Raw genomic sequence first — 21,621 nt, forward strand, 5'->3', positions numbered from 1 at the left:
ACCTATTGCGTTGTTATAGTAATAAACAACATAACATGAAAGCATTAATTATATTTAGTTTTTTGATTTACAGTCCATGTATATTCTCTCAAAACGATTCTATCGGTTTACCAAAGCTTCAATTTTCAGTCATTTACCCCATAGGTTCCAATGGCATTCAATCGAAATCCAAAACCAATAACTTTTCATTTAATTTATTTTACGGATTAAACGGTGGATTAAACGGCCTTGAAATTGGTGGATTAGCAAACGCCAATACTGGCGACGTCAATGGATTACAAATTGGTGGATTATCGAATATCAATACCAAGGCAGCAAATGGCATAATAATCGCCGGCTTAACCAATATTGCAGGAGACTCTTCACACGCGATTTCTATTGCGGGAATTGCCAACAAGCAAGGTGGCAGTTTCGACGGAATGCAATTGGCAGGAATCACCAACTACATACAAGCCGACATGGTTGGCATACAAGTAGCTGGTATAAGTAATACCGTAATTGGCAATACAACTGGCATACAAGTAGCAGGAATTAACAACTATAGTAATGGTAGTTTTTATGGTTGTCAAATTGCGGGTATTTCTAATGTAAACAAAGGAGACTTGACCGGAATACAAGTCGGTTTAATTAATCACGCAAAAGAAATGACAGGCATGCAAGTTGGACTATTTAACATAGCCTCTTCTTATAAATCAGGAGTTCCAATTGGACTATTTAGCTTTGTAAAAGATGGTTTCCACGCCATTGATTTTAGTTACAATGAATCCATTAATGCCAACCTTAGTCTAAAATTAGGTGTCCCTGCCTTTTATAACATCTTTAAAGTAGGCTATATGCCATTTGCTGACCAAGCGTATTATACTTATGGTATTGGTGCTGGCACCATGCTTAATTTAACCAAAAAATTCAAAATTTCTGCGGAAGCTTCTGCCAGTCATATTGTACCCAAAGTATACGTTCCAAAAATTGACTTTTTAGTAAATACAGATTTAAATCTACGTTTCCATTTAACCAAACATATAGGCTTTTTTGCTGGACCAAGTCTGAACATTTATTTTACAGAAACTGACGGGGAAAATAGCGCCACTACCTTAAAAATACCTTATAAAATGTATACCGATAAATGGTGGTACGGACAAGGAGAAACTAATTATTGGATTGGTTACAACGCCGGGATAAGTATATTATTCTAACGTTTTTTCTTCGGGCACCTCTATCGTGGCACTAGGTTTTAAAACCATCATGTCGTATATTATTTTTACCCAGACCAATATACAAGGCACTGCCTTTAAAACGTAAGGATTAATAAAGTCATTTCTAAAGGAGCGTGGAAATACATCAATTTGAGGCAAGCAAGTAAACAACAAAACTAAACCGAACAAAATTATATTGAGCGGATTTTTTATAGCAGAAATAAACCAGATCCCGACCCCAGTCATGGCAATGACAAAGGTTGGAGATTCTGCTTTATGGTTAAATATCACCACCCAAATTAAAATGGAACTCAATAAAAGTAAGCGCATTTTAAAATCACTGTAAAGCTTAAACCTCAAAAATGGTAGCATAAATATCACCACCCCTATTAGGACAATGCTATTTTTATTGACATTTACATGAAACCAAGTACTTAACCAACCCATCACTGAGTAGCCCAAAGAGGCACTATGGTCGCTATTCAACATTAATTTGTAGCTATCAAACAACGCAACATATTGCGTCATGTCGATATAAAGCAATGGTAACACAAAAAGGATACCTGTCCAAACTAAGGTATAAATAGCCAATTTTATTTTATCTGGATAAAACAGAAAAAGTGCAAAACCTACTACCCCAAACAATTTAATATAGGATGCCAAGACGATACAGAAGGCGGCCATAAAATACTTGCGTTTTTCTAATAAACCAAGTGCAAACACAAACAAGCCTGCCATTAGCCCATTCGATTGCTCATTTTGAATGCTCGTAATTAATTCAATTAATAAAATAAGTACAACAAGCCCTTTTTGATAATTAGAGAGCTTAGACTTGGGCAAATAAAAGATGGCCAAAACCAACACAAAAGCATTTAATAAATTCCAAACCAAAAGCCCTAACCAATCGGGCAGCAAAGTAAACCCAGCAAACAATACAGAGAAAGTTGGTGTGTACTTATACAAGTCCCAATGTTCTTGTGGATATAAAACATATAAATCTTGTTGATTTTTTAAATGGTTAAAGGATTCCTTAAAAATTGTATAGTTATTGTATTTATTATACTCTATTGTATCCGTTCCATAAGTCTTTGTACCTGAAAGCGATTGTACACTACCTATGATAGTCACCAAAAACACTATGCTATAAATGGATTTCTTTAAGGAAATAAAAGCTTTTAATTTTTCAAGCCCTTTGTGTTTAATCGACAATTCTTTCATCAAAAATATTTTAGCTAATGTATATAATAAAATTAAAATTAAGCCAAACAAAATCATATAATACTGTTCTTAAATAGATTACACATTAAACAGTAGCAATGTTAAGAAAATGTAAATTACATTTAACATGTTCATAAAGGACATATAACTGTAGCCTAACAGCGCTCGGTCATTTCTTGCCGACATTTGTCAAAAATTATTAAAGACAAAAGAAAATGAAATTGAAAAAATCGACTTTAGGACTATTGATCTTAGCTGGTACTTTAACAGGAACAGTTACTTCATGTAAAAAAGGATGTACAGATGAAACTGCGACAAATTTTGATCCAGATGCTAAAAAGGATGACAAAAACAACCCATGTGTTTATGCTGCAGCTGCTGATTGGTATACCGTGGAAACTGTAGGTGGAACTTCATACAATAAAGTAGTTGGAACAATTACAGGAACAAAAACTATTACTGCTGCTGACAACTGGTTGTTATCTGGAGGTGTATTTGTTGGAGACGGCGCTACATTAACAATTGAAGCAGGAACAACAATTAAAGCTGCTGATGATGGAACAACTCCATTTTTATCTGTTTTAAGAGGTGGTAAAATTATGGCTAACGGTACAGCTGCTGCACCAATTATATTTACACCAGTAAAAGATAATCCAAACGCTGGTGAGTGGGGTGGAATTATCATCAATGGTAAAGCACCAATTAATGTTGGATTAGAAGCTGACGGTGAAGGTGGAACTGGAACTTACGGTGGAATTATATCTAACGATAACTCAGGAACATTAAGCTACGTAAGAGTTGAGTATGCTGGTAAAATTTTAGGAACAGATAACGAATTAAATGGTTTTTCATTTAACGGTGTTGGTTCAGGAACTACTTTAGAATACTTACAAGCATACAAAGGATCTGATGATGGATTTGAATTTTTTGGAGGAACTGTTTCTTTAAAATATGCTGTTTCAACTGGTAACCAAGATGATTCTTTTGACTGGACACACGGATGGTCAGGAAATGGTCAATTTTGGGTTGTTGAGCAATCTACAGAAGGTGGAGATAGAGGAATTGAAGGAGATAACTTAGGAGATGATAATTCTGCTACACCTTATTCTAACCCAACTTTATCTAACATTACTTTATTAGGTGTTGATGATGGTGACGCAAGTAACCAAGGATTAAAACTAAGAGAAGGAATGAAAGGAAACTTCTACAACATGGTAGTTACAGGATTCCCTAAAAGAGGTTGTCAAGTTGAGCATAACATTACAATCACTAACATGAATAACCAAGAGTTAAATGTGAAAAACTCAATCATTGACAATGCAAGCCCTTTCAAATTTACGAGCTCAGCAGGAAATGATACAACAGTGACTAACATGTTTGATATGGCTTCTTATGCTAACCAAACTGCAAGTGATGGTTCTTTAGTAGGATTCTTAACTGGATTTGTTGGAACTTCTTCTACAGGTGCTTTCAATACTTCAACTTTAGATGCTTGGTTTACTGCAGCAAACTATATTGGAGCAGTGCAATCAGGAAATGATTGGACAGCAAGTTGGACAAAAGCTTTATAAATTATAGCTTACTACAATACTCGAAAGAGGATGACTTTAATTAGTTGTCCTCTTTTTTTATGCGGTATAATTTTCAATAGAATCCGCATAAATCTTCCGTAAAAAAATCGTAATTACTCGGCTTCCGCGACTGTAACAGGTAACTTAAATTTATACCCAATCCCTTTTACCGTTTGAATTCTTTTATCTCCAAACTTCTCTCTTAATTTTCGAATGTGTACATCAATGGTACGGTCGCCAACCACCACATTAGTACCCCATATTTTATCTAAAATCAATTCCCGTGTGCAAACGTGTTCTATATTATCGTACAACAATGCCAGCAATTCAAACTCCTTTCTTGGTAAACTCAATTCTTTATTGTCAAAATAAACCAAATACTTATTTCTATCAATCACAATATCATTGTCTAAATGCGCATCATTTTTATTATCCGCTTGACCGAATTGACGGCGTAAAATAGCATTTATCTTACTGATTAATAATTTGGGTTTTATTGGCTTACTGATATAATCATCTGCGCCAGCATCTAGACCTGCGATTTGGGAATAGTCTTCGGTTCTTGCAGTTAAAAATACAATCAAAGAATCTTTTAATTTGTCTTCTTTCCGCAACAACTCACAAGTTTCCATTCCATCCATTACTGGCATCATCACATCCAAGATGATTAGATCTGGCACCCATGAAAGTGCTTTTTTTATTCCTTCTTCTCCGTTCTCAGCCTCTTCTACTATAAAGTCTTCTTTTTTCAAGTTATACTTGATTAAGGTTCTGATGTCTGGTTCATCATCAATAATGAGGATCTTATTATGCATATACAAAGATTAAAATTAAATATAACAATTTAACGGTATAAGGGCTTAGAAATTTTAGCCTATAAAACGATTGTATGATTAAACGCTTACTATTTAGCCCTTGAAAAATATAACCCTCTGCTTAAAGAAATATACATCATATCCCTAGAATTCAGAAATTCATCCCAATCAGATACTTGAAAATGGTCTTTATTATACTTGAAATTTAAGGCGTAATTAAACTCATTATTTAAATTGGAATAGTCCATTTTTAAGACTGCTTGTGCATCTGTTAAATCATACTTTAAGTCGGTATTTTCCATCCATTGAAAATCGGATCCTGTTAACACCTTAAGGTTATAAGTTAATTTGGGTTTATCGTATAAATAACCTGGAACAGTGCGATTTTCCCTCAATGAAAAAGCCGTATAATAATGATTATCAAAAAACGCTTCAGGTTGAATTTCAAATAATTTAGCAGAAGCATGACACTTATTTTTTAAATAATATTGAAATGACAATTCAATATTATTGTCGTTGATGACGTAATCATAAGATACTAAAGAGTCAATAATCAACATTACATACTCATTATCAATAAGAGACCGCATATTTCTATCTAAACTTTTAGGATACTTTTCGTAAAAATTTATAATGGTACTTAATTCTATAAAAGACTCCCCTTCAAAAACCATCTGATTATCAACCGTTAGATGAAGACTATCTCTTATTATTTCATTAAAGGTAACACTGGTAGATTGCTTAATGTGATTGCTATTTTTGACCGCTGGTGTTTTTCCAATACTGTATAATTTTTTACCTGTTTCAGACTGGTTAATAATCAAACATTCCACATCACTTATACCGGAAGGAATATAATCTAATTTCGAAAATGGTTTTAATACAGGCATAAACCTTTCTTTCCCATTTTCATCTTTAAAAGAAAACAAAATATCGGTAAATTGATTTAACGAGAATAAATCTTGCGCAAACTTCCCATAACTTTTATCGACCACAAAGTAGATTTTTGTAGGGATTTGTAATCTCTTTATCAATCTAGAAATTTGATAAGCATAAGCCAAGGCAATATCCATATCATCTTCCACATGTCTTTTATACATATACACGCTACTTTCCATAGGCGCATTAATACGTTCTAAAATAAGTTCAAATTTTTCGGTAATATTACTAATCTCATTCAATTCTTTTTCAAATGTCAACAGCGATTCACCATCAAATATGGTTGCCTTTTTTGTATTTTGTGGCGTTGGATTAAACTCCTGTACCACATGCTTCCAATCACTTTCTTCTTTTTCAATTCTATGTGCGGTATAAAAATAAATATAAGGCTGGTCTAAATCATCATTTGCAAAAATTTCTGAAGCATTTTTACGGATGTTTTTTAAGGTGATTTTCACGCCATCAGCGTAGGTAAAATCAGTCTCTCCACTCCTATTATCATGAAAATTATAAGGACTAATTTTAGTCTCATACCTTGGCGACTCAAAGGAAACTGTTTTTTCTAAACAGAAATAATCAGAACTGAATCGAATTCTTTCGAAGTCATAATAATATTCTGGGAGAACATCATATTGAGTTCTTATGGTATAGACGTACTCCAGTTCATCTCCGATATGTAAATTTTTAGCCACCAACATTTTCACTTTTCCTTTTTTCTTGTAGAAAAAGGGAACATTTGCGGGTAAAGTTGTTATTTCAAAATTAGATGTATCTGAAACCGAAGTTTGATTGTTTTTATTAATTGTTTTTAATTTACAGTCTACCAAACTAACGCGCATAAACCTATTCGAATAAGATGGGATATAAATGGTATTAAATTGCTCTAAACCATATTGTGAGTTTATTTTTATTTTCCTGTGGAAAGTCTCAAATTTATCCACACTTTTTGCATGGTTTACTGCATTTACGTGTAACCGATCAAAAATAATAACGGCATCTTCTTCCTTATACTCTTCTATTACTTCATAGATAGAAGTTTCAAATGTCGCCCATTCATTGGCTTCATTTTGGGAGAATAAGAAATGGGCGCTTAACAATAAAAAGCTGGTTAATATAAATTTATTCATAAGAAAGGGTAATACTGCTTAAGAGGTCAGAATAATCAATAAACTGATTCCATATACTAGCCATGTTTTTAGGGATATATAATTTTTCTATGGTGTAAAACTGATTACATATCATACCTTTATCCGTTTTAGTAATTGTTGCTTCTGCTAAAATAGCTTCGTGGTTAAAAAATGGAATACTTATTGGGTCATTGTCCAAAACCTTTTCACTTTTTATTTCAATATTGGCAGAAACAGTATGTGGAAAATCAATATAAACTGGTGGTGTATCCGCCAACATAGGCTCGTACTTTTGTATTCCGAGAAATGGCATTAACACCATTTTATCCTTTGATTTAGCATAATTTAAATAATTTCCGCTTATTTTAAAGGTGATAAAATCATCTTCTACCTTTACGTTTCCGACTGATTTCACTTGCATGCCATTTAAATAGGGCGCAATCATATAATAAGGTATACTTTTTCTTTCTTTAACCGCTTCATATATATTATAACTGTCGAAATAATTCTTAAAATGACCACTCATTTTAATTACTAAGTCAATAGAGGGAACTGTTTGATCGATATCCATGGTGCCGATAATGGAAATTTGATTTTCGGCTGCGGCAGATTGCATTACTTTTTCTACCTTAAAAGAATCACCATTAGCAACTAATACTTCCTTATTTTCAATGTATGGTGGTGCTTTAAACCACACTGCAGATTTACTAGTCCCGTCTAAAAAATAAACTTTATCGTTTAAATACAAAGCACAAATCATATGGTTATCTACCACCAAAGAAGGAATATCATAGGTATAGATTTTACTCCTAGTCCCAATCCATGCATGCCTTGCATCAAAACCATTTACGGTAAGTAAATTAACCAGTAAGTTGGCCATTCCTTTACAATCTCCGTATCTCAAATTGGCTACTGCTTCTGCTTCTTCTGGCTGAAAACCAGCAATTCCATCTTCAAAAGCCACATATTGAATATTGCGCTGTACCCATTTAAACAAAGCGGCAATTTGTTCCTCATCCGACATACCTTCTGTTAAAATATCTTTAGATATTTTCGCCATTAAAGCGGTATTAGGGGATAAATTATTTAATAGACTATTGTACCAGGTATACAAGTCATTCGTACTAGACAATACATTTACACTTTGTCCCTTTATGTTTATTGCATTAACACTAAAAATTAAATGGGGTAAAAAATAGCTACTACTAGTGGCGTATTCGCCATATCCCGTCCTTTTTAAATTTTTTCCAACGTATTCAACCGCCGTACTTGTTTCGCTTTTTTCAATGTTTTCGGAAAGATTAAATTCGTAAACTGCACAATCAACACTAGGATTTTTAATTAGTTTAATCTTGGTATATTTCGCTGCTTCAAATGCATTTCTAAAATAATAAGCGTTTAGAAACTTCAAGTCTGTAATCACCTCTTCGTAACTATAATATACTATATAATTTTTCGGCAAATCAACACTACATCTAAATTGTTTTACTTTTAAATCGTTATAAAAAATACCATCAATGTAATAGTCTTTTTCATCTGCATATTTTACCTTAACATTTTCAATCATTCTTTTAATACCCAAAGAATCCACTCTAAAATATTTTGCGCTTTTTAATCGAATAGATTCATAGGTGCTGAATGGTAACTGAATAAGCCCACTTTCACGCCAATCATTTAAGCACATTTTCTGTATCTTATGGTTCACAACAGCCTTAAACTGTTGACTTGGTTCATCCCACTTAAAAGAAATAGTAATCTCCCTTTTAAGTATTAAATCACCGGCGCCCCATTCTGCCCTTAACTGCTCCATATTAAATTGCCCTTGCACCGAAAAGGATACAAGGGCAATAATGAATAGTAAAACTATTTTCATGTATTATTTTGCTAATTGTGACTTATACCTCGCGTATTTTTTCGCCATTTTAGACTCAATTTTTTCTAAAGTAGCTGGTTTCAATCTACTTTTTCCTAAAAACATAAACAATACATCATCTGAATCTGCAGATATAATATAATTGTAATGGTAAACCACTAATATATTTTGTGTGTAGTAAGGAATATCTCTCCAATAGTAAGCATCTTCATCACCTTCAATTCTTTTATTTTCAATTTCGCTTGTAGTGGTCAATTCATACTCGCTTAATTTCCAAGAATTTAAAGCAGACTTTAAATCAGCAGTTCTTTGTGTTGCTTTTTTCTCATTTTTATGCTCACTTTTAGGAACTAAAAATGTTTTATCTTCAATTCCTTCATAAAAGGACACAAAGTTTTCTTTGTACTTATTTCTAGCACCTTTATAATTTTTATTTCCTTCGTTTTCTAATTCAACAGAAGTATTTAATGCTTCATTTAACATGTTAATCATTAATCGGATGTCATTCTTATCTGACAAGTCCATACCATTAGTCAACACTCTTGCGATAGTTTTCTTTTTTGGATGCGTCACCATTAAGTTGGCAGTTCTATTACCGTAATCATCATAATAGTAATATAATAAAATAGCTTCTTGATTTTTTTCTTTGATTAATTTTTTACGGTCATAACCAGTAATCTCATAATCAGATGCATCATAAGAAGATTCCGCCATTGCTTCTTCCCAATTTCTATTGTATGCAGCCACTTTATCTTCGGAAGATGCAAGGTCATCCAATTTCCCTTTTTTAATCATTTTTTTTGCAAAAGAAGCCGATACTGCATAAGTTGGTACCAACAACTTCTTTCCTTCTAATTGACTAAAATTAAAACCTTTTACTGGTGCAAACTGTCCAAAAATACTTTGGGAAGCAAATAGTAAACCTCCAAGCAATAATAATTTCATTTTCTTCATTCTTTTCTTTATTTTTTTAGTTTAATGCATTGTTTAAGTCAAATAAAACAACCCATTTGATAAAGATAAAAAAAAAGAGTAGAATACACCTACCATTCAATTATTTAATGGGTTTTAACCCTACGATCATGATCATTACCTGTGTTAACCACGGGAATTGGATCTAACTTGCCATTCCCTATTACAGCCTATAAAACACCTACATTTGACAGCAACAATCACATCATTTGTTTACCTTAGGAGTAATTGTTTTTATTCCATGGATGGATAGGCTAAAAATAAAGATTTTACTAGTTTCCCCATCTTATCATAAACCTCTACGTTTTCACCACCACTTAACACCTGTATCATCTCAAAAGACCCATCCTTTTTCACCACCTTTAATTTTCCATCTTTATATTTAAAAACCACTTTTTCTATTTCACCTAAAGCAGAATAATAGGTTCTTTTCGATTGTATATTTACTTCTAAATTTTTAGTAATCTCTTCTTCCGATAATACACCTTTTATGTAGCGTTGTTTCACCCCCAATACCTTATCTTCAATTTGACAATTTACAATACTATCTTGCTCATCAAATGAACAATTTTTACTGTAAAAAGTCTCCTCGTTTAATTTTCGATATTCTGATTTAATATTTCCATAAATATTGTAATTGATGGTAAACACCGTATCCCTTACTTTATAGGCGGTATGGAGTAATTGATTGGTTTTATTGTCGAATTTTTCGGTACGGATTATTTGGTTATTTTCTAGGTGTAACCGCCCCATTATCTCGTCCTTATCATTTTTTACAAGAATTGGACTTGCCACCTTTTGGTTTTCGTCCATGGTGAAATATAAAAAAAACGGTGCTTTTGGTCTATCGTAGCGAACTTTATAATTGGCTGGTGCTAACTGAGCACTGTCGGGATGTAAAACCGTAAAATATTGATTTATATTAAAACGACTAGAAAGCAGCAATTTATTGGCCGCAATTTCTGTCTGTGTCCACCCGTTGAAAGGTAGAAAAAGCAAGAATAAAAGGTAGTAATTTAAATAACTTTTCATTTTATTTACTTTGGGATTTCTACTTGGTTAAATGCTTTTGTTTAGAAGGCAGAAAAAGACTTTCTATTTAATTTTTTCTGATTGTCTTCTATTATTTTTCTTTGTCCACAACCGCCCTTAAATTAGCAGTAGCGATTTATAAAAACCACTTCAATTTTCCATGGATTTTAATCACAAATTTCTGCTATTCCTATAAAAATAACAACCTTTTAAAAATCTGTTTAATAAAGATAAAAAACCACACGAAAGTATTCCATTATTGAATTTACATTTCGTGTGGCAACTACTATAAATGGTCCATTTGTTTATCATCTCAAAAAGGGAGATTTAAAACAATTGACCCTTAATTAATCGTAAAAAAAAAGGATGCGGTTATTTTACATCAATCACAAATTCCTCTCTTGGAATTCTTACTTTTTTCATGGGTTTAATCCAATCTCTTGCATCATCTGCATATCCGACATACATAAGGGACACACTTTTGAGACCTAATTGATCTAATGCAAGCACTTCATCCACCAACTTATTATCAAACCCTTCTGCAGGACAAGTATCCACCTTTAATTCGGCAGCTTCAGCCAACGCTAAGCCCAAGCCAATGTAAGACTGTCTGGCAGTATGGGCAAAATTAGTTGCATTAGGAAGATCTAAATAAATTTCTTTTAATTTATCCGTATAACTATCGAATCTACCTTTAGGTAATTCTCTTTCTTTGGTTGTAAAATCGTATACTTTATCAATTCTTTCAGCGGTATAGGTATCCCAAGCTGCAAAAACTAAAACATGGGAACACTCTTTCATACACTCCGGGTTCAATGCCCCTTTAACCAATTTTTCTTTTACCGCTTGGTTAGAAACCAAGACCACTCTAAATTGTTGCAAACCGGAAGACGTTGGTGCAAGTCTCGCCGCCTCAATAATTTTTTCAATATGTGCTTCGCTGACTTTTTTATTTGGGTCAAAGGCCTTTACTGAGTGCCTCCAATTTAAGTTTTCTATTAATGACATGTTTTAATTATTTGTTGTATTTAACTCTACTACTATATTTCCTCTGGTTGCATTTGAATATGGGCAAACTTGATGTGCTTGGTTTGCTAAAGCAACTGCCTCTTCCACAGTAACTCCAGGTATATTTACATCTAATTTTACTGCCAAACCAAAACCACCATTTTCTATTTTTCCAATACTTACATTAGCAGTAACTTCCGTGGTACCAGTAGCTACCTTTGATTGTTGAATCACTAAATTTAAAGCACTATCGAAACAAGCTGCATAACCTGCTGCGAATAACATTTCTGGATTTGGATGATCATTATTTGCGCCACCTAAAGCTTTTGGGTGTCTAACCTCAAGATCTAAAATCCCATTTTCACTCTTAACATGACCATTTCTTCCTCCTGTGGCTGTTGCACCAATTGTATAAATTGCTTTCATTTCTCTTTGTTTATTTGTGTTATTATTTGATCTATTATTTTTTTTAGTTGTGCTAAATCCGCTGTCGATACATTTAAAGAACTAGCTATTTTACTCGGAATACTTTGCGCAGCTTTCTTCTTAAGTTTCCCTTGTGCTGTTAGCGTAATACTCACTACACGCTCATCCGTTGCTTTTCTGTTTCTTTCAATCAGGTTTTTATTGGCTAACCTTTTTAATAAAGGAGTAAGCGTGCCACTATCTAAGTTTAATTTAGCCCCTAAGGTGGACACGTTTTGTTCGCCTTCCTCCCACAAAACCAACATCACCAAATATTGCGGGTATGTCAAATCCAATTCCTTTAATAAAGGTCGATAATGGTTAATTACCTCTTTAGATAAAGTGTATATTGGAAAACATACTTGATTAGCTAGCTTTAATTTATCTGACATAACGTTTTAAATACAATGCAAATATAGCACCTATTTAGATTGTGCACAATTTAATCTTGCAAAATATTAATATTTTTAAATTATTTAACAAATTAGGCTAACGGTCACCACACTAAAAAGACCGCATAAAATAGGTCGAGCATCACCAGCACCATAACAGAACACTTATTGTAACTGGCGTTGGGTGATATGGATACTGGCTTTTTTACTAACGAAAGAGAAAAGCCCAGTCAATTGAATGGCTGGGCTTTTACTATAGGTATATTTATACCAATTTATTTGTATTGGACTTTTCCGTATTTTAGGGATAGCGATTTAAGGTAGATCCACATTAAAGTTAGATGTCTCCTATATTTTGTTTTCTGCTTTTTTCTTTGCCAAAACTCTTTGATACACTTCCTCATTCAACATATCCATATAAATATCTTCAACGTGTTCACGGGCCCAGTCAAATTTCCTTAAAAATTTTAAGCTTACTTTTATGGTAGGATTGTGTTTAAAACAGAGAATATTAACTTCTTTGGCAAGATATTCCCAGCCATAAAAATCAACCACATCTTCTAATATCGTGACTAGTTTTACGCCATGCAAGGGATGATCGAGTTCTGCTTGAGTAGCTTGTCTCTTGATTTTTTTAACGGGCATTTTCTCCACCAGACCATCCGTCGCTTTCGCGTCGTCTGTAGATTTGTTTTCTTGATTATTTTCTGTGTCCATGGTTGGCATTATTTTTAATTCCTGATTTAAGTATTATTTTGGATGCTTTGGTAAAATTAGCGATTAATACTGAACTGCACTAACTGTGCTATTTATTTATTGTTTTGACAAGATTTTTTCTGCATGCTAATACTTAGCATAAGAGACTTTAAAAGTAAATTTTCACCGCACAGATAAAATTTACGCGTTCAAAACCAACACCATTGTTTTCAAGCCTTACTTTTCTGGCAACAATGTATTTTGGTAACTTACAGTAGCTTTTTTTAAGTTTTCGGAAAGAGAGATTAACCAGTTCATGTGGTTAGATATTAAATAAGCTTCTTGGAGTCCATGTAAGGTGTTGTTGTCAATAGTAGTATTTCCTTTTTTGATGTTGTCATCCCGCAAATTGGATAACTCTTGGTACTTCCCCAATAATATAGCCTGTGCATCAGCTACGGTTTCGTTAGCAATTTTTTCTTCCAGATGGGTATCCTCCAACCTGTCAATTGCTAATTGTAAAGTGTTGGATATTTTTTTAACCAGCACTGCAAATTCTTTCGAAACTGGGGTAGTTTGATGAAAATTAATAAAGTTACCTATAGAGGCGATAGCAGAAATCATGGTCTGGTTTAAGGTAACAATTTCATATATCAACTCGTATTCCTTTTGCTTCGATTTAGGGTCTTGCGTTAAACGTTGAAAAGCTGCATTTAAATTGCTGACTGCAAGAAAAGCTTCTTTACGTGCCACATTATACAACAGCTTATTCTTCGTCTTGTTTTCGTAAAACGCCTCAGTAGCCTCAAGGTATTGCTTGTTCATTTTAAAGGCATTTAGCAATACAGCCTTTAGGTTGTCGGCTTCCCAACTAGGAAACAAAAAATAATTGGCTATAACCGCTATGGCTGCACCAATAGCAGTATCAATGACACGAAATTGAATCACTTCAAATGAATTTGGGTGAATCAAAGAGTAGACAAAAACAATACTTATGGTAAGCAGCGCCGCAGCGGACTTATAATTTTGTTGAATCAGAGAAAAAGCGACTATAAAAGAAACATAAGCCAATATAGAATACAGCACTACATTTTGCGTAATAAGCACAATACTAAAAGCAATGACAGCACCGATAATAGTACCAATAATTCTGTCTTTTGAACGTTCTTTAGTCAGTCCGTAGCTCGGTCGCATGATAACGACTATAGTTAACAATATCCAATAAGTATTTTCAATATTAAAAAAATATCCGAGTAAAAATGCGAAGACAATAGCTATTGTAAAACGCAAAGCATGGCGAAACATTTTAGACCCCAAACTTAAACTTTGAATTAATACATTCAGTCTGTACTCCTGCAAGGTTAGAAATTGAGAAGAATCTTGTCGTTTTAAAGAGACCTGAGAAACATCTTTGACATTTGTCATTACCCTTCGAATACCTCTTATTTCTTGTAATAATTGACTTTGATAATCGGCCAAATTCCGCAAGACCAAAGCCCCCTCCCTTGCTTGGGGCAAGCCAACGGTATTCACATAATCACCAATGGTATCGTTTGCTTTGGTTTGTGCCGCTAACAATCTTTTTTTATTGGGAATTTTTCCATTTTGAATTAGAATTTCAGATAAACGTTTGAGGTGATACCCCATGATATTATTCCATTCTTTGGAAGCTTCTAAAAATTCTTTCTTTTCACCAAATATTCGATCAATACGGTCATAATCTATATGCTTTGCTTCTATCAATTCAAATATATTGACAGAGGATATAAAAATTAACAATTCTTTCTCTTCATAATGCGATCTTCCGGAACGTTTACGATTGGTAATCAAAACCTCTCGTAGGACTTCTTGTTTTTCGTTAATTTGATTTTGAAGGATAAAAGATTGTTTAAGCAAGGTCTCTCTTTTCGATTTTTTGGACAATAATTTGGCGCGTAATTCCAAATACGCACTAATGAGTAATAAAGTGTCGGACAATAACTGATTCTGGTCCCTTTTTGGCGCTAACTTTTGGAATATTATGGAGACTAACAAATACAAAAGTCCGCCAACACCAATTAATAGCACGTGGACCATAATTTCAGTGAACGTTTCCTTTTCCACGGCGAAGGAAAGTACCATTGCCATCAAACCAGAAAAGGAAACCAGAGAAGCTCTAAAACCATACACGGAGACCAATGAAATAAAGAAAGACACAAAGGTAACTGCCAACAATAAAAGGAACAAGAATGGCTTGGCAAATAAAATAATAGCAGTCACCAACATGGTGAGCGCGATATTGATTAAGGTAGCATTTATTTTCCTTTTAATACTCCCTGGAATATCACTAGGCGCACTCAATAGTACACCAACCATGATCGGTGGGGCATATTCAAAGTGACCAAAAAAATATAACACTACAATTGGCACTGCAATACCTGTCCCCAAGCGAATTCCCCGATCAAAATTAGAACGTTTTAGAAATAATGAGAATTGGTGCAGCGCTTTTTTCAAGAGTATTTTTAATTTGGAGGCAAAGTTAGAATATTCAAAGAGAAGAATTGATATTTATCCTGAATTTAGTTCATTGCACATAATGTGAAATAAAAAGTAGGCACAAAAAAAACGAGGCGCAAGAGCACCTCGTTATATATTTTATATGTGAAAGTTATACTTAAGCTTTAGTAGAGGCTTTAAAGTATTCTTTATTCATTATTGCAATGTTTTCTAAAGAAATTCCTTTTGGACATTCTACTTCACAAGCACCAGTATTGGTACAGTTACCAAAACCTTCTAAATCCATTTGGTGCACCATGTTTAATACCCTATCCTTTGCTTCAATCTTTCCTTGTGGTAACAAAGAGAACTGTGCAACTTTAGCAGATACAAATAACATAGCAGAAGAATTTTTACAAGTCGCTACACAAGCACCACAACCAATACAAGTAGCTGCATCAAATGCGTTGTCTGCATCTTCTTTTGGTATTGGAATAGTATTGGCATCAATTGTATTTCCAGAAGTATTTACAGACACGAAACCACCTGCATGTTGAATACGATCGAAAGAACCTCTATCTACCACTAAATCCTTAATTACAGGAAAAGCTTTTGATCTAAAAGGCTCAATATAGATAGTATCTCCATCTTTAAACATTCTCATGTGTAATTGACAGGTTGTTACCCCTCTATCTGGTCCATGTGCTTCTCCATTAATATACAATGAACACATGCCACAAATACCTTCTCTACAATCGTGGTCAAAAGCAACTGGCTCTTCCCCTGTATTTATTAATTGTTCGTTTAACACATCCAACATTTCTAAAAACGACATGTGTTCAGAAATTTTATCCAATTGATAAGTTTCTAATTTACCTTGAGATTTTGCATCCTTTTGACGCCAAACCTTTAATGTTAATTTCATATTTTCTGACATATTCTATCTTTTATATGGTTTTTAGTTTGAGTTATTACTTTCACACTAACCAGCTAGTAATTATTACTAATTACACGGTTTAACCACTTAATACTTCTTATTTATAAGAACGTTGTTTTAACTCTATATCTTTAAATTCTAATTCTTCTTTGTGCAATTTAGCTTGCGCTGGATCACCTGTCCATTCCCATGCAGCGACATATCTATAATTTACATCATCCCGTTTAGCTTCTCCTTTTTGTTCTCCATCTAATTCAACAGATTCTTCACGGAAATGCCCACCACAAGATTCATTTCTTTCTAAGGCATCTTTCGCAAACAATTCGCCTAACTCTAAGAAATCAGCTACACGAGCAGCTTTTTCTAATTCTGGATTAAATTCGTTCATAGTACCAGGTACTAAAACATCTTTCCAAAATTCATCACGTATTTTTCTAATCTTCTCACCAGCTTCTTTCAAACCAGCAGCGTTTCTAGACATTCCTACATTATCCCACATTACTTTTCCAAGTTCTTTATGGAAATGATCTACAGATTTAGTGCCTTTAATATTGATTAGCGTATTTAATCTATCGTACACTTCTTTTTCCGCTGCGACAAACTCTGGTAAGTCGGTTGAAATTTCTCCAGTTCTAATTTCATGGGATAAATAGTCCCCAATCGTATAAGGCAACACAAAATAACCATCCGCTAATCCCTGCATTAAAGCAGAAGCTCCTAAACGATTTGCACCGTGATCAGAGAAGTTAGCCTCTCCTGCTGCGTAGCAACCAGGAATAGTAGTCATTAAATTGTAGTCCACCCAAATACCACCCATAGTATAATGTACTGCTGGGTAAATCATCATTGGTGTTTCGTAAGGATTATCATCCGTAATTTTCTGATACATTTGGAACAAGTTCCCGTATTTATCCTCAATTACTTTTTTACCTAAATCTTTTACTTCAGCATCTGTTGGATTATGCATTCCCAATACATATGCTTTTTCTTTACCGTATCTTTCAATTGCAGAAGCAAAATCTAAAAATACTGCTTCACCTGTTTTATTGACACCATAACCAGCATCACATCTTTCTTTCGCTGCTCTTGAGGCCACATCACGTGGTACCAAGTTACCAAAAGCAGGATATCTTCTTTCTAAATAATAATCTCTTTGGTCAACCGACAAATCTTTAGGCTTGATTTTTCCAGAACGAATTCCTTCCACATCTTCCATATTCTTTGGCACCCAAATACGGCCATCATTTCTCAACGATTCCGACATCAAAGTTAATTTTGATTGGTAATCCCCTGAACGTGGAATACAAGTTGGGTGAATTTGCGTATAACATGGATTCGCAAAATAAGCTCCCTTTTTATGAATTCTCCATGCTGCAGTTGCATTAGAACCCATTGCATTAGTCGATAAGAAAAATACATTGCCATATCCACCTGAAGCTATCACTACTGCATGCGCAGAATGACGTTCTAATTTACCCGTCACCATATCTCTGGCGATAATTCCTCTAGCTTTTCCATCTACGACTACTAGTTCTAGCATTTCGTGACGGTTATACATCTTAATTTTTCCTTTACCAATCTGTCTATTCATTGCAGAATAAGCACCTAGCAATAATTGTTGACCAGTTTGTCCCTTAGCATAAAACGTACGAGAAACTAATACCCCGCCAAAAGAACGGTTATCTAATAACCCACCATATTCACGTGCAAATGGAACACCTTGTGCCACACATTGATCAATAATACTTGCAGATACTTCTGCTAAACGATATACATTTGACTCCCGTGCACGGTAATCTCCACCTTTAACCGTATCGTAAAACAAACGGTAAACGGAGTCACCGTCATTTTGGTAATTTTTTGCAGCATTAATTCCACCTTGAGCCGCAATAGAGTGCGCTCTACGAGGAGAATCTTGAAATGCAAATGCTTTTACTTTATACCCCATTTCCGCAAGGGATGCTGCTGCTGAACCACCTGCTAAACCTGTTCCAACGACTATAATATCAATCAACCTTTTATTTGCTGGGTTAACCAAATTAATGTTGTTTTTATGATTAGTCCATTGATCTTTAATTGGACCTGATGGTGTTTTTGAATCTAAAACTGACATTCTTTAATTAATTTAAGTGTGAAACATAGTGGAACAATGCAATAAAAATAAATCCTAATGGAATTACAATTGCAAAGAAATTTCCGAATTTTTTCAATCCTGGTGTATATCTATTACTGTTGAAACCAACCGATTGAAATGATGATTGAAATCCGTGCAACAAGTGTAATGCTAAAAATATAAAAGCCAAACAGTAGATACCTACTCTTACTGGATCTTGAAATTTAGCTACTAATTCTTCGTAATATCTAAATGAACCGGCATGCATTCCAGTCATGTCACCTTCCACATATTTAGTTACCAATTCTGGAATCCAAAAATCATAAAAGTGCAATCCTAAAAATAATAAGATAGCAATACCCGTATAAACCATATTTCTAGACACCCATGGTGCATTAGTACCTGGCTTATTCATGGCGTACTTAACTGCTCCCCTTGCTGCTTTATTTTTTATCTCCAAATAAATCCCCATAGATAAATGGAAAATTACTGCAAATAATAAAACTGGTTGTAACGCATATTGAATCAAAGGATTTGTTCCCATAAAATGAGAAACAGAGTTGAAACTTTCTTCACTCAAAACCGATAAAAAGTTAATGGTAAAATGTTGCGCTAAAAAAAACATTAGGAAAAAACCTGACAGTGCCATCAAGATTTTTCTTCCGATTGATGATTTCATAAATAAAATGTTGTTTTCTGATTGAGGACACAAAGTTAAACCAATTTAATTATTGTCAAATTAATTGTGACTTTATGTCTTTTTAGGTTGTTTTATTTAGACTCGTTTTAAATAAGGAAAGCCAGTTAAACAACTATACATAAGTATTTTAAACCCCTCTAGAGTCCATCCCCTTTTAAATAAGTTCCTTTTTACTATTTAGACCGTTAATGATTCCCTAATTTTGTAAAAAATTTACCTAAAGCAACAAGATAAAATGATAAAAGTAACAGAACAAGCGAAGCAGCAAGCAATCACATTAATGGCTGCAGACGGTAAAGACAATGCCTTTATTCGCGTAGGAGTTGAAGGCGGTGGATGTTCTGGTTTAATGTACAAACTAGAATTTGACACCATCATTAACGAAAACGACAAAGAATTTGAAGACAATGGCGTTAAGATAGTAATGGATAAAAAGAGTGTTTTGTATTTAGCAGGTACTATTCTCGATTTTTCAGGTGGATTAAATGGAAAAGGATTTGTATTCAACAATCCAAATGCAGGAAGAACCTGTGGATGTGGAGAAAGTTTTTCATTATAAATAGATTTTAAGAACAGCAATGGCAAATTATACAGAGGAAGAATTAGCAAAAGATTTACAAACCCAAGAATACGAATTTGGCTTTACCTCCGATATCGATTCTGACACTATTCCAAAAGGATTAAACGAGGATGTAATTCGATTCATTTCAGCAAAGAAAAATGAACCGTCTTGGTTATTAGACTATCGTTTGAATGCGTATCATACTTGGCTCGAAATGGAAGAACCAAAATGGGCACACGTAAAATATAAAAAACCCGATTTTCAAGATATTTCTTATTTTTCAGCGCCTAAAAAGCAATACGAATCATGGGATGATGTTGATCCAGAAATGAAAGCAACCATGGATAAATTGGGGATTTCAATGGATGAACAAAAGAAATTAACTGGTGTTGCCGTTGATTTTGTAATGGATTCAGTTTCGGTAGCGACTTCCTTTAAAGAAAAACTTTCTGAATTGGGAATCATTTTCTGCTCATTCAGTGAAGCGGTAGAAAACCACCCCGATTTAGTAAAAAAATATTTAGGTACAGTTGTACCGTCAAGTGACAACTATTATGCGACATTGAATTCAGCAGTATTTTCTGATGGATCATTTTGCTACATTCCAAAAGGGGTGAGATGTCCAATGGAATTATCGACTTACTTTAGAATTAACTCTTCAGGAACTGGACAATTTGAAAGAACTTTATTAGTTGCTGACCAAGGAAGTTACGTTTCTTATTTAGAAGGGTGTACTGCACCACAGCGTGACGAAAACCAATTGCATGCTGCCGTGGTAGAATTAATTGCCATGGATGATGCTGAAATAAAATATTCAACAGTTCAAAACTGGTACCCTGGAGACAAAAATGGCAAAGGTGGTATTTTCAACTTTGTAACTAAACGTGGACTTTGTGAAAAAAATGCAAAAATTTCTTGGACTCAAGTAGAAACTGGTTCAGCAGTAACGTGGAAATACCCTTCTTGTATTTTAAAAGGTGATAATTCTATTGGTGAATTTTATTCGGTAGCTGTAACCAACAATCACCAACAAGCAGACACTGGCACAAAAATGATTCACTTGGGTAAAAACACAAAGAGTACGGTGATTTCAAAAGGAATTTCTGCTGGTCAGTCACAAAATTCTTACCGTGGATTAATTCAAATTCATAAAAGCGCGAGCAACGCAAGAAACTTTACACAATGTGATAGTTTATTGATGACGGATAAATGTGGTGCTCATACGTTCCCATACATTGAATGTGCGAATAACACAGCTCGACTTGAACACGAAGCAACCACTTCTAAAATTGGTGAAGATCAAATTTTCTATTGCCAACAAAGAGGGATTTCTGAAGAGAAAGCGATAAGCTTAATTGTAAACGGCTACGCTAAAGAAGTTTTGAATAAACTACCAATGGAATTTGCAGTTGAAGCACAAAAATTATTAGCCATTTCATTAGAAAATAGTGTAGGGTAATATTTCAGGTAATCACTGCATAGATAAAAATCGATTTGAGCATTTTAAAAAACATATATTTACAGTATTCCATT

The 21,621-nt window shown here is 34.1% G+C and carries 18 protein-coding genes; 4 read left to right on the forward strand and 14 right to left on the reverse strand.

Translation table 11 applies throughout. The annotated features are described in order from the left end of the window. Positions 1-35: 35 nt before the first annotated feature. Entirely contained in the window at positions 36-1,193 is a 1,158-nt protein-coding gene (locus DNU06_RS01950) for an LA_2272 family surface repeat-containing protein (RefSeq protein ID WP_111061519.1), read from the forward strand. Here the strand turns inward: DNU06_RS01950 and DNU06_RS01955 are convergent. Next, on the reverse strand, positions 1,185-2,411 hold the full coding sequence (locus DNU06_RS01955) for a glycosyltransferase family 87 protein (protein ID WP_111061876.1): 1,227 nt from the start codon (positions 2,409-2,411) through the stop codon (positions 1,185-1,187). The genes DNU06_RS01950 and DNU06_RS01955 overlap by 9 nt on opposite strands. 215 nt (positions 2,412-2,626) lie before the next feature. On the opposite strand from DNU06_RS01955, the gene DNU06_RS01960 reads away from it, so the two are divergent. Next, a complete protein-coding gene (locus tag DNU06_RS01960) occupies positions 2,627-3,982 on the forward strand; it encodes a hypothetical protein (protein WP_111061520.1) in 1,356 nt (451 codons plus the stop codon). A gap of 113 nt (positions 3,983-4,095) precedes the next feature. Here the strand turns inward: DNU06_RS01960 and DNU06_RS01965 are convergent, their stop codons facing one another. The 13 genes from DNU06_RS01965 to DNU06_RS02025 all read right to left on the reverse strand — a co-directional run bounded on the left by DNU06_RS01965 (position 4,096) and on the right by DNU06_RS02025 (position 19,505). Further along, positions 4,096-4,797 carry a response regulator transcription factor gene (locus DNU06_RS01965; protein WP_111061521.1) on the reverse strand — a complete coding sequence of 234 codons (702 nt, stop codon included), beginning with the start codon at positions 4,795-4,797 and terminating at the stop codon, positions 4,096-4,098. Between the two features lie 89 nt (positions 4,798-4,886). Then, positions 4,887-6,863, reverse strand: a complete 1,977-nt coding sequence (locus DNU06_RS01970) for a DUF3857 domain-containing protein (protein ID WP_111061522.1) — start codon at positions 6,861-6,863, stop codon at positions 4,887-4,889. Beyond that, entirely contained in the window at positions 6,856-8,736 is a 1,881-nt protein-coding gene (locus DNU06_RS01975) for a transglutaminase-like domain-containing protein (RefSeq protein ID WP_111061523.1), read from the reverse strand. Before DNU06_RS01975 ends, DNU06_RS01970 begins: the two co-directional genes overlap by 8 nt. A gap of 3 nt (positions 8,737-8,739) precedes the next feature. Continuing rightward, the gene (locus DNU06_RS01980) at positions 8,740-9,681 is read right to left on the reverse strand and encodes a hypothetical protein (protein WP_146239109.1); all 942 of its coding nucleotides are present in this window, start codon (positions 9,679-9,681) and stop codon (positions 8,740-8,742) included. Positions 9,682-9,942: 261 nt separating this feature from the next. Next, positions 9,943-10,740 (reverse strand): hypothetical protein, encoded by a 798-nt coding sequence (locus tag DNU06_RS01985; RefSeq protein WP_111061525.1) that lies wholly within the window; start codon positions 10,738-10,740, stop codon positions 9,943-9,945. Positions 10,741-11,112: 372 nt separating this feature from the next. After that, positions 11,113-11,748, reverse strand: a complete 636-nt coding sequence (locus DNU06_RS01990; protein WP_111061526.1) for a nitroreductase family protein — start codon at positions 11,746-11,748, stop codon at positions 11,113-11,115. A 3-nt stretch (positions 11,749-11,751) separates the two neighbouring features. Continuing rightward, on the reverse strand, positions 11,752-12,174 hold the full coding sequence (locus tag DNU06_RS01995; protein ID WP_111061527.1) for an organic hydroperoxide resistance protein: 423 nt from the start codon (positions 12,172-12,174) through the stop codon (positions 11,752-11,754). Next, on the reverse strand, positions 12,171-12,605 hold the full coding sequence (locus DNU06_RS02000) for a MarR family winged helix-turn-helix transcriptional regulator (protein ID WP_111061528.1): 435 nt from the start codon (positions 12,603-12,605) through the stop codon (positions 12,171-12,173). The genes DNU06_RS01995 and DNU06_RS02000 overlap by 4 nt, the downstream gene beginning before the upstream one ends. Positions 12,606-12,953: 348 nt before the next feature. After that, positions 12,954-13,322, reverse strand: a complete 369-nt coding sequence (locus DNU06_RS02005; protein ID WP_317048222.1) for a VF530 family protein — start codon at positions 13,320-13,322, stop codon at positions 12,954-12,956. 216 nt (positions 13,323-13,538) lie between these two features. After that, positions 13,539-15,794, reverse strand: a complete 2,256-nt coding sequence (locus DNU06_RS02010; RefSeq protein WP_111061529.1) for an FUSC family protein — start codon at positions 15,792-15,794, stop codon at positions 13,539-13,541. A gap of 160 nt (positions 15,795-15,954) precedes the next feature. After that, positions 15,955-16,701, reverse strand: a complete 747-nt coding sequence (locus DNU06_RS02015; protein WP_111061878.1) for a succinate dehydrogenase/fumarate reductase iron-sulfur subunit — start codon at positions 16,699-16,701, stop codon at positions 15,955-15,957. Positions 16,702-16,810: 109 nt separating this feature from the next. Continuing rightward, positions 16,811-18,826 (reverse strand): fumarate reductase/succinate dehydrogenase flavoprotein subunit, encoded by a 2,016-nt coding sequence (locus DNU06_RS02020; RefSeq protein WP_111061530.1) that lies wholly within the window; start codon positions 18,824-18,826, stop codon positions 16,811-16,813. A gap of 7 nt (positions 18,827-18,833) precedes the next feature. Further along, positions 18,834-19,505, reverse strand: a complete 672-nt coding sequence (locus DNU06_RS02025) for a succinate dehydrogenase cytochrome b subunit (RefSeq protein ID WP_111061531.1) — start codon at positions 19,503-19,505, stop codon at positions 18,834-18,836. A gap of 256 nt (positions 19,506-19,761) precedes the next feature. Here DNU06_RS02025 and DNU06_RS02030 point away from each other — a divergent pair, with 256 nt between their 5' ends. Together DNU06_RS02030 and sufB are read left to right on the forward strand one after the other, a co-directional pair. Next, positions 19,762-20,085, forward strand: a complete 324-nt coding sequence (locus tag DNU06_RS02030; RefSeq protein ID WP_111061532.1) for a HesB/IscA family protein — start codon at positions 19,762-19,764, stop codon at positions 20,083-20,085. A 19-nt stretch (positions 20,086-20,104) separates the two neighbouring features. Continuing rightward, positions 20,105-21,547 (forward strand): Fe-S cluster assembly protein SufB, encoded by a 1,443-nt coding sequence (gene sufB / locus DNU06_RS02035; protein ID WP_111061533.1) that lies wholly within the window; start codon positions 20,105-20,107, stop codon positions 21,545-21,547. The last annotated feature ends 74 nt before the right edge of the window (positions 21,548-21,621 follow it).

The organism is Putridiphycobacter roseus, from assembly GCF_003234935.1.
Classification (GTDB): domain Bacteria; phylum Bacteroidota; class Bacteroidia; order Flavobacteriales_D; family Crocinitomicaceae; genus Putridiphycobacter; species Putridiphycobacter roseus.

Excerpts from the sequence above, each read along its gene's own strand:
- DNU06_RS01960 (WP_111061520.1), top strand. The coding sequence starts at position 2,627 with ATGAAATTGAAAAAATCGACTTTAGGACTATTGATCTTAGCTGGTACT.
- DNU06_RS02015 (WP_111061878.1), bottom strand. The coding sequence starts at position 16,701 with ATGAAATTAACATTAAAGGTTTGGCGTCAAAAGGATGCAAAATCTCAA.
- DNU06_RS01950 (WP_111061519.1), top strand. The coding sequence starts at position 36 with ATGAAAGCATTAATTATATTTAGTTTTTTGATTTACAGTCCATGTATA.
- DNU06_RS01995 (WP_111061527.1), bottom strand. The coding sequence starts at position 12,174 with ATGAAAGCAATTTATACAATTGGTGCAACAGCCACAGGAGGAAGAAAT.
- DNU06_RS01955 (WP_111061876.1), bottom strand. The coding sequence starts at position 2,411 with ATGAAAGAATTGTCGATTAAACACAAAGGGCTTGAAAAATTAAAAGCT.
- DNU06_RS01980 (WP_146239109.1), bottom strand. The coding sequence starts at position 9,681 with ATGAAATTATTATTGCTTGGAGGTTTACTATTTGCTTCCCAAAGTATT.
- sufB (WP_111061533.1), top strand. The coding sequence starts at position 20,105 with ATGGCAAATTATACAGAGGAAGAATTAGCAAAAGATTTACAAACCCAA.
- DNU06_RS01985 (WP_111061525.1), bottom strand. The coding sequence starts at position 10,740 with ATGAAAAGTTATTTAAATTACTACCTTTTATTCTTGCTTTTTCTACCT.
- DNU06_RS01975 (WP_111061523.1), bottom strand. The coding sequence starts at position 8,736 with ATGAAAATAGTTTTACTATTCATTATTGCCCTTGTATCCTTTTCGGTG.
- DNU06_RS02030 (WP_111061532.1), top strand. The coding sequence starts at position 19,762 with ATGATAAAAGTAACAGAACAAGCGAAGCAGCAAGCAATCACATTAATG.
- DNU06_RS02025 (WP_111061531.1), bottom strand. The coding sequence starts at position 19,505 with ATGAAATCATCAATCGGAAGAAAAATCTTGATGGCACTGTCAGGTTTT.
- DNU06_RS02005 (WP_317048222.1), bottom strand. The coding sequence starts at position 13,322 with ATGGACACAGAAAATAATCAAGAAAACAAATCTACAGACGACGCGAAA.
- DNU06_RS02000 (WP_111061528.1), bottom strand. The coding sequence starts at position 12,605 with ATGTCAGATAAATTAAAGCTAGCTAATCAAGTATGTTTTCCAATATAC.
- DNU06_RS01965 (WP_111061521.1), bottom strand. The coding sequence starts at position 4,797 with ATGCATAATAAGATCCTCATTATTGATGATGAACCAGACATCAGAACC.
- DNU06_RS01990 (WP_111061526.1), bottom strand. The coding sequence starts at position 11,748 with ATGTCATTAATAGAAAACTTAAATTGGAGGCACTCAGTAAAGGCCTTT.
- DNU06_RS02020 (WP_111061530.1), bottom strand. The coding sequence starts at position 18,826 with ATGTCAGTTTTAGATTCAAAAACACCATCAGGTCCAATTAAAGATCAA.
- DNU06_RS01970 (WP_111061522.1), bottom strand. The coding sequence starts at position 6,863 with ATGAATAAATTTATATTAACCAGCTTTTTATTGTTAAGCGCCCATTTC.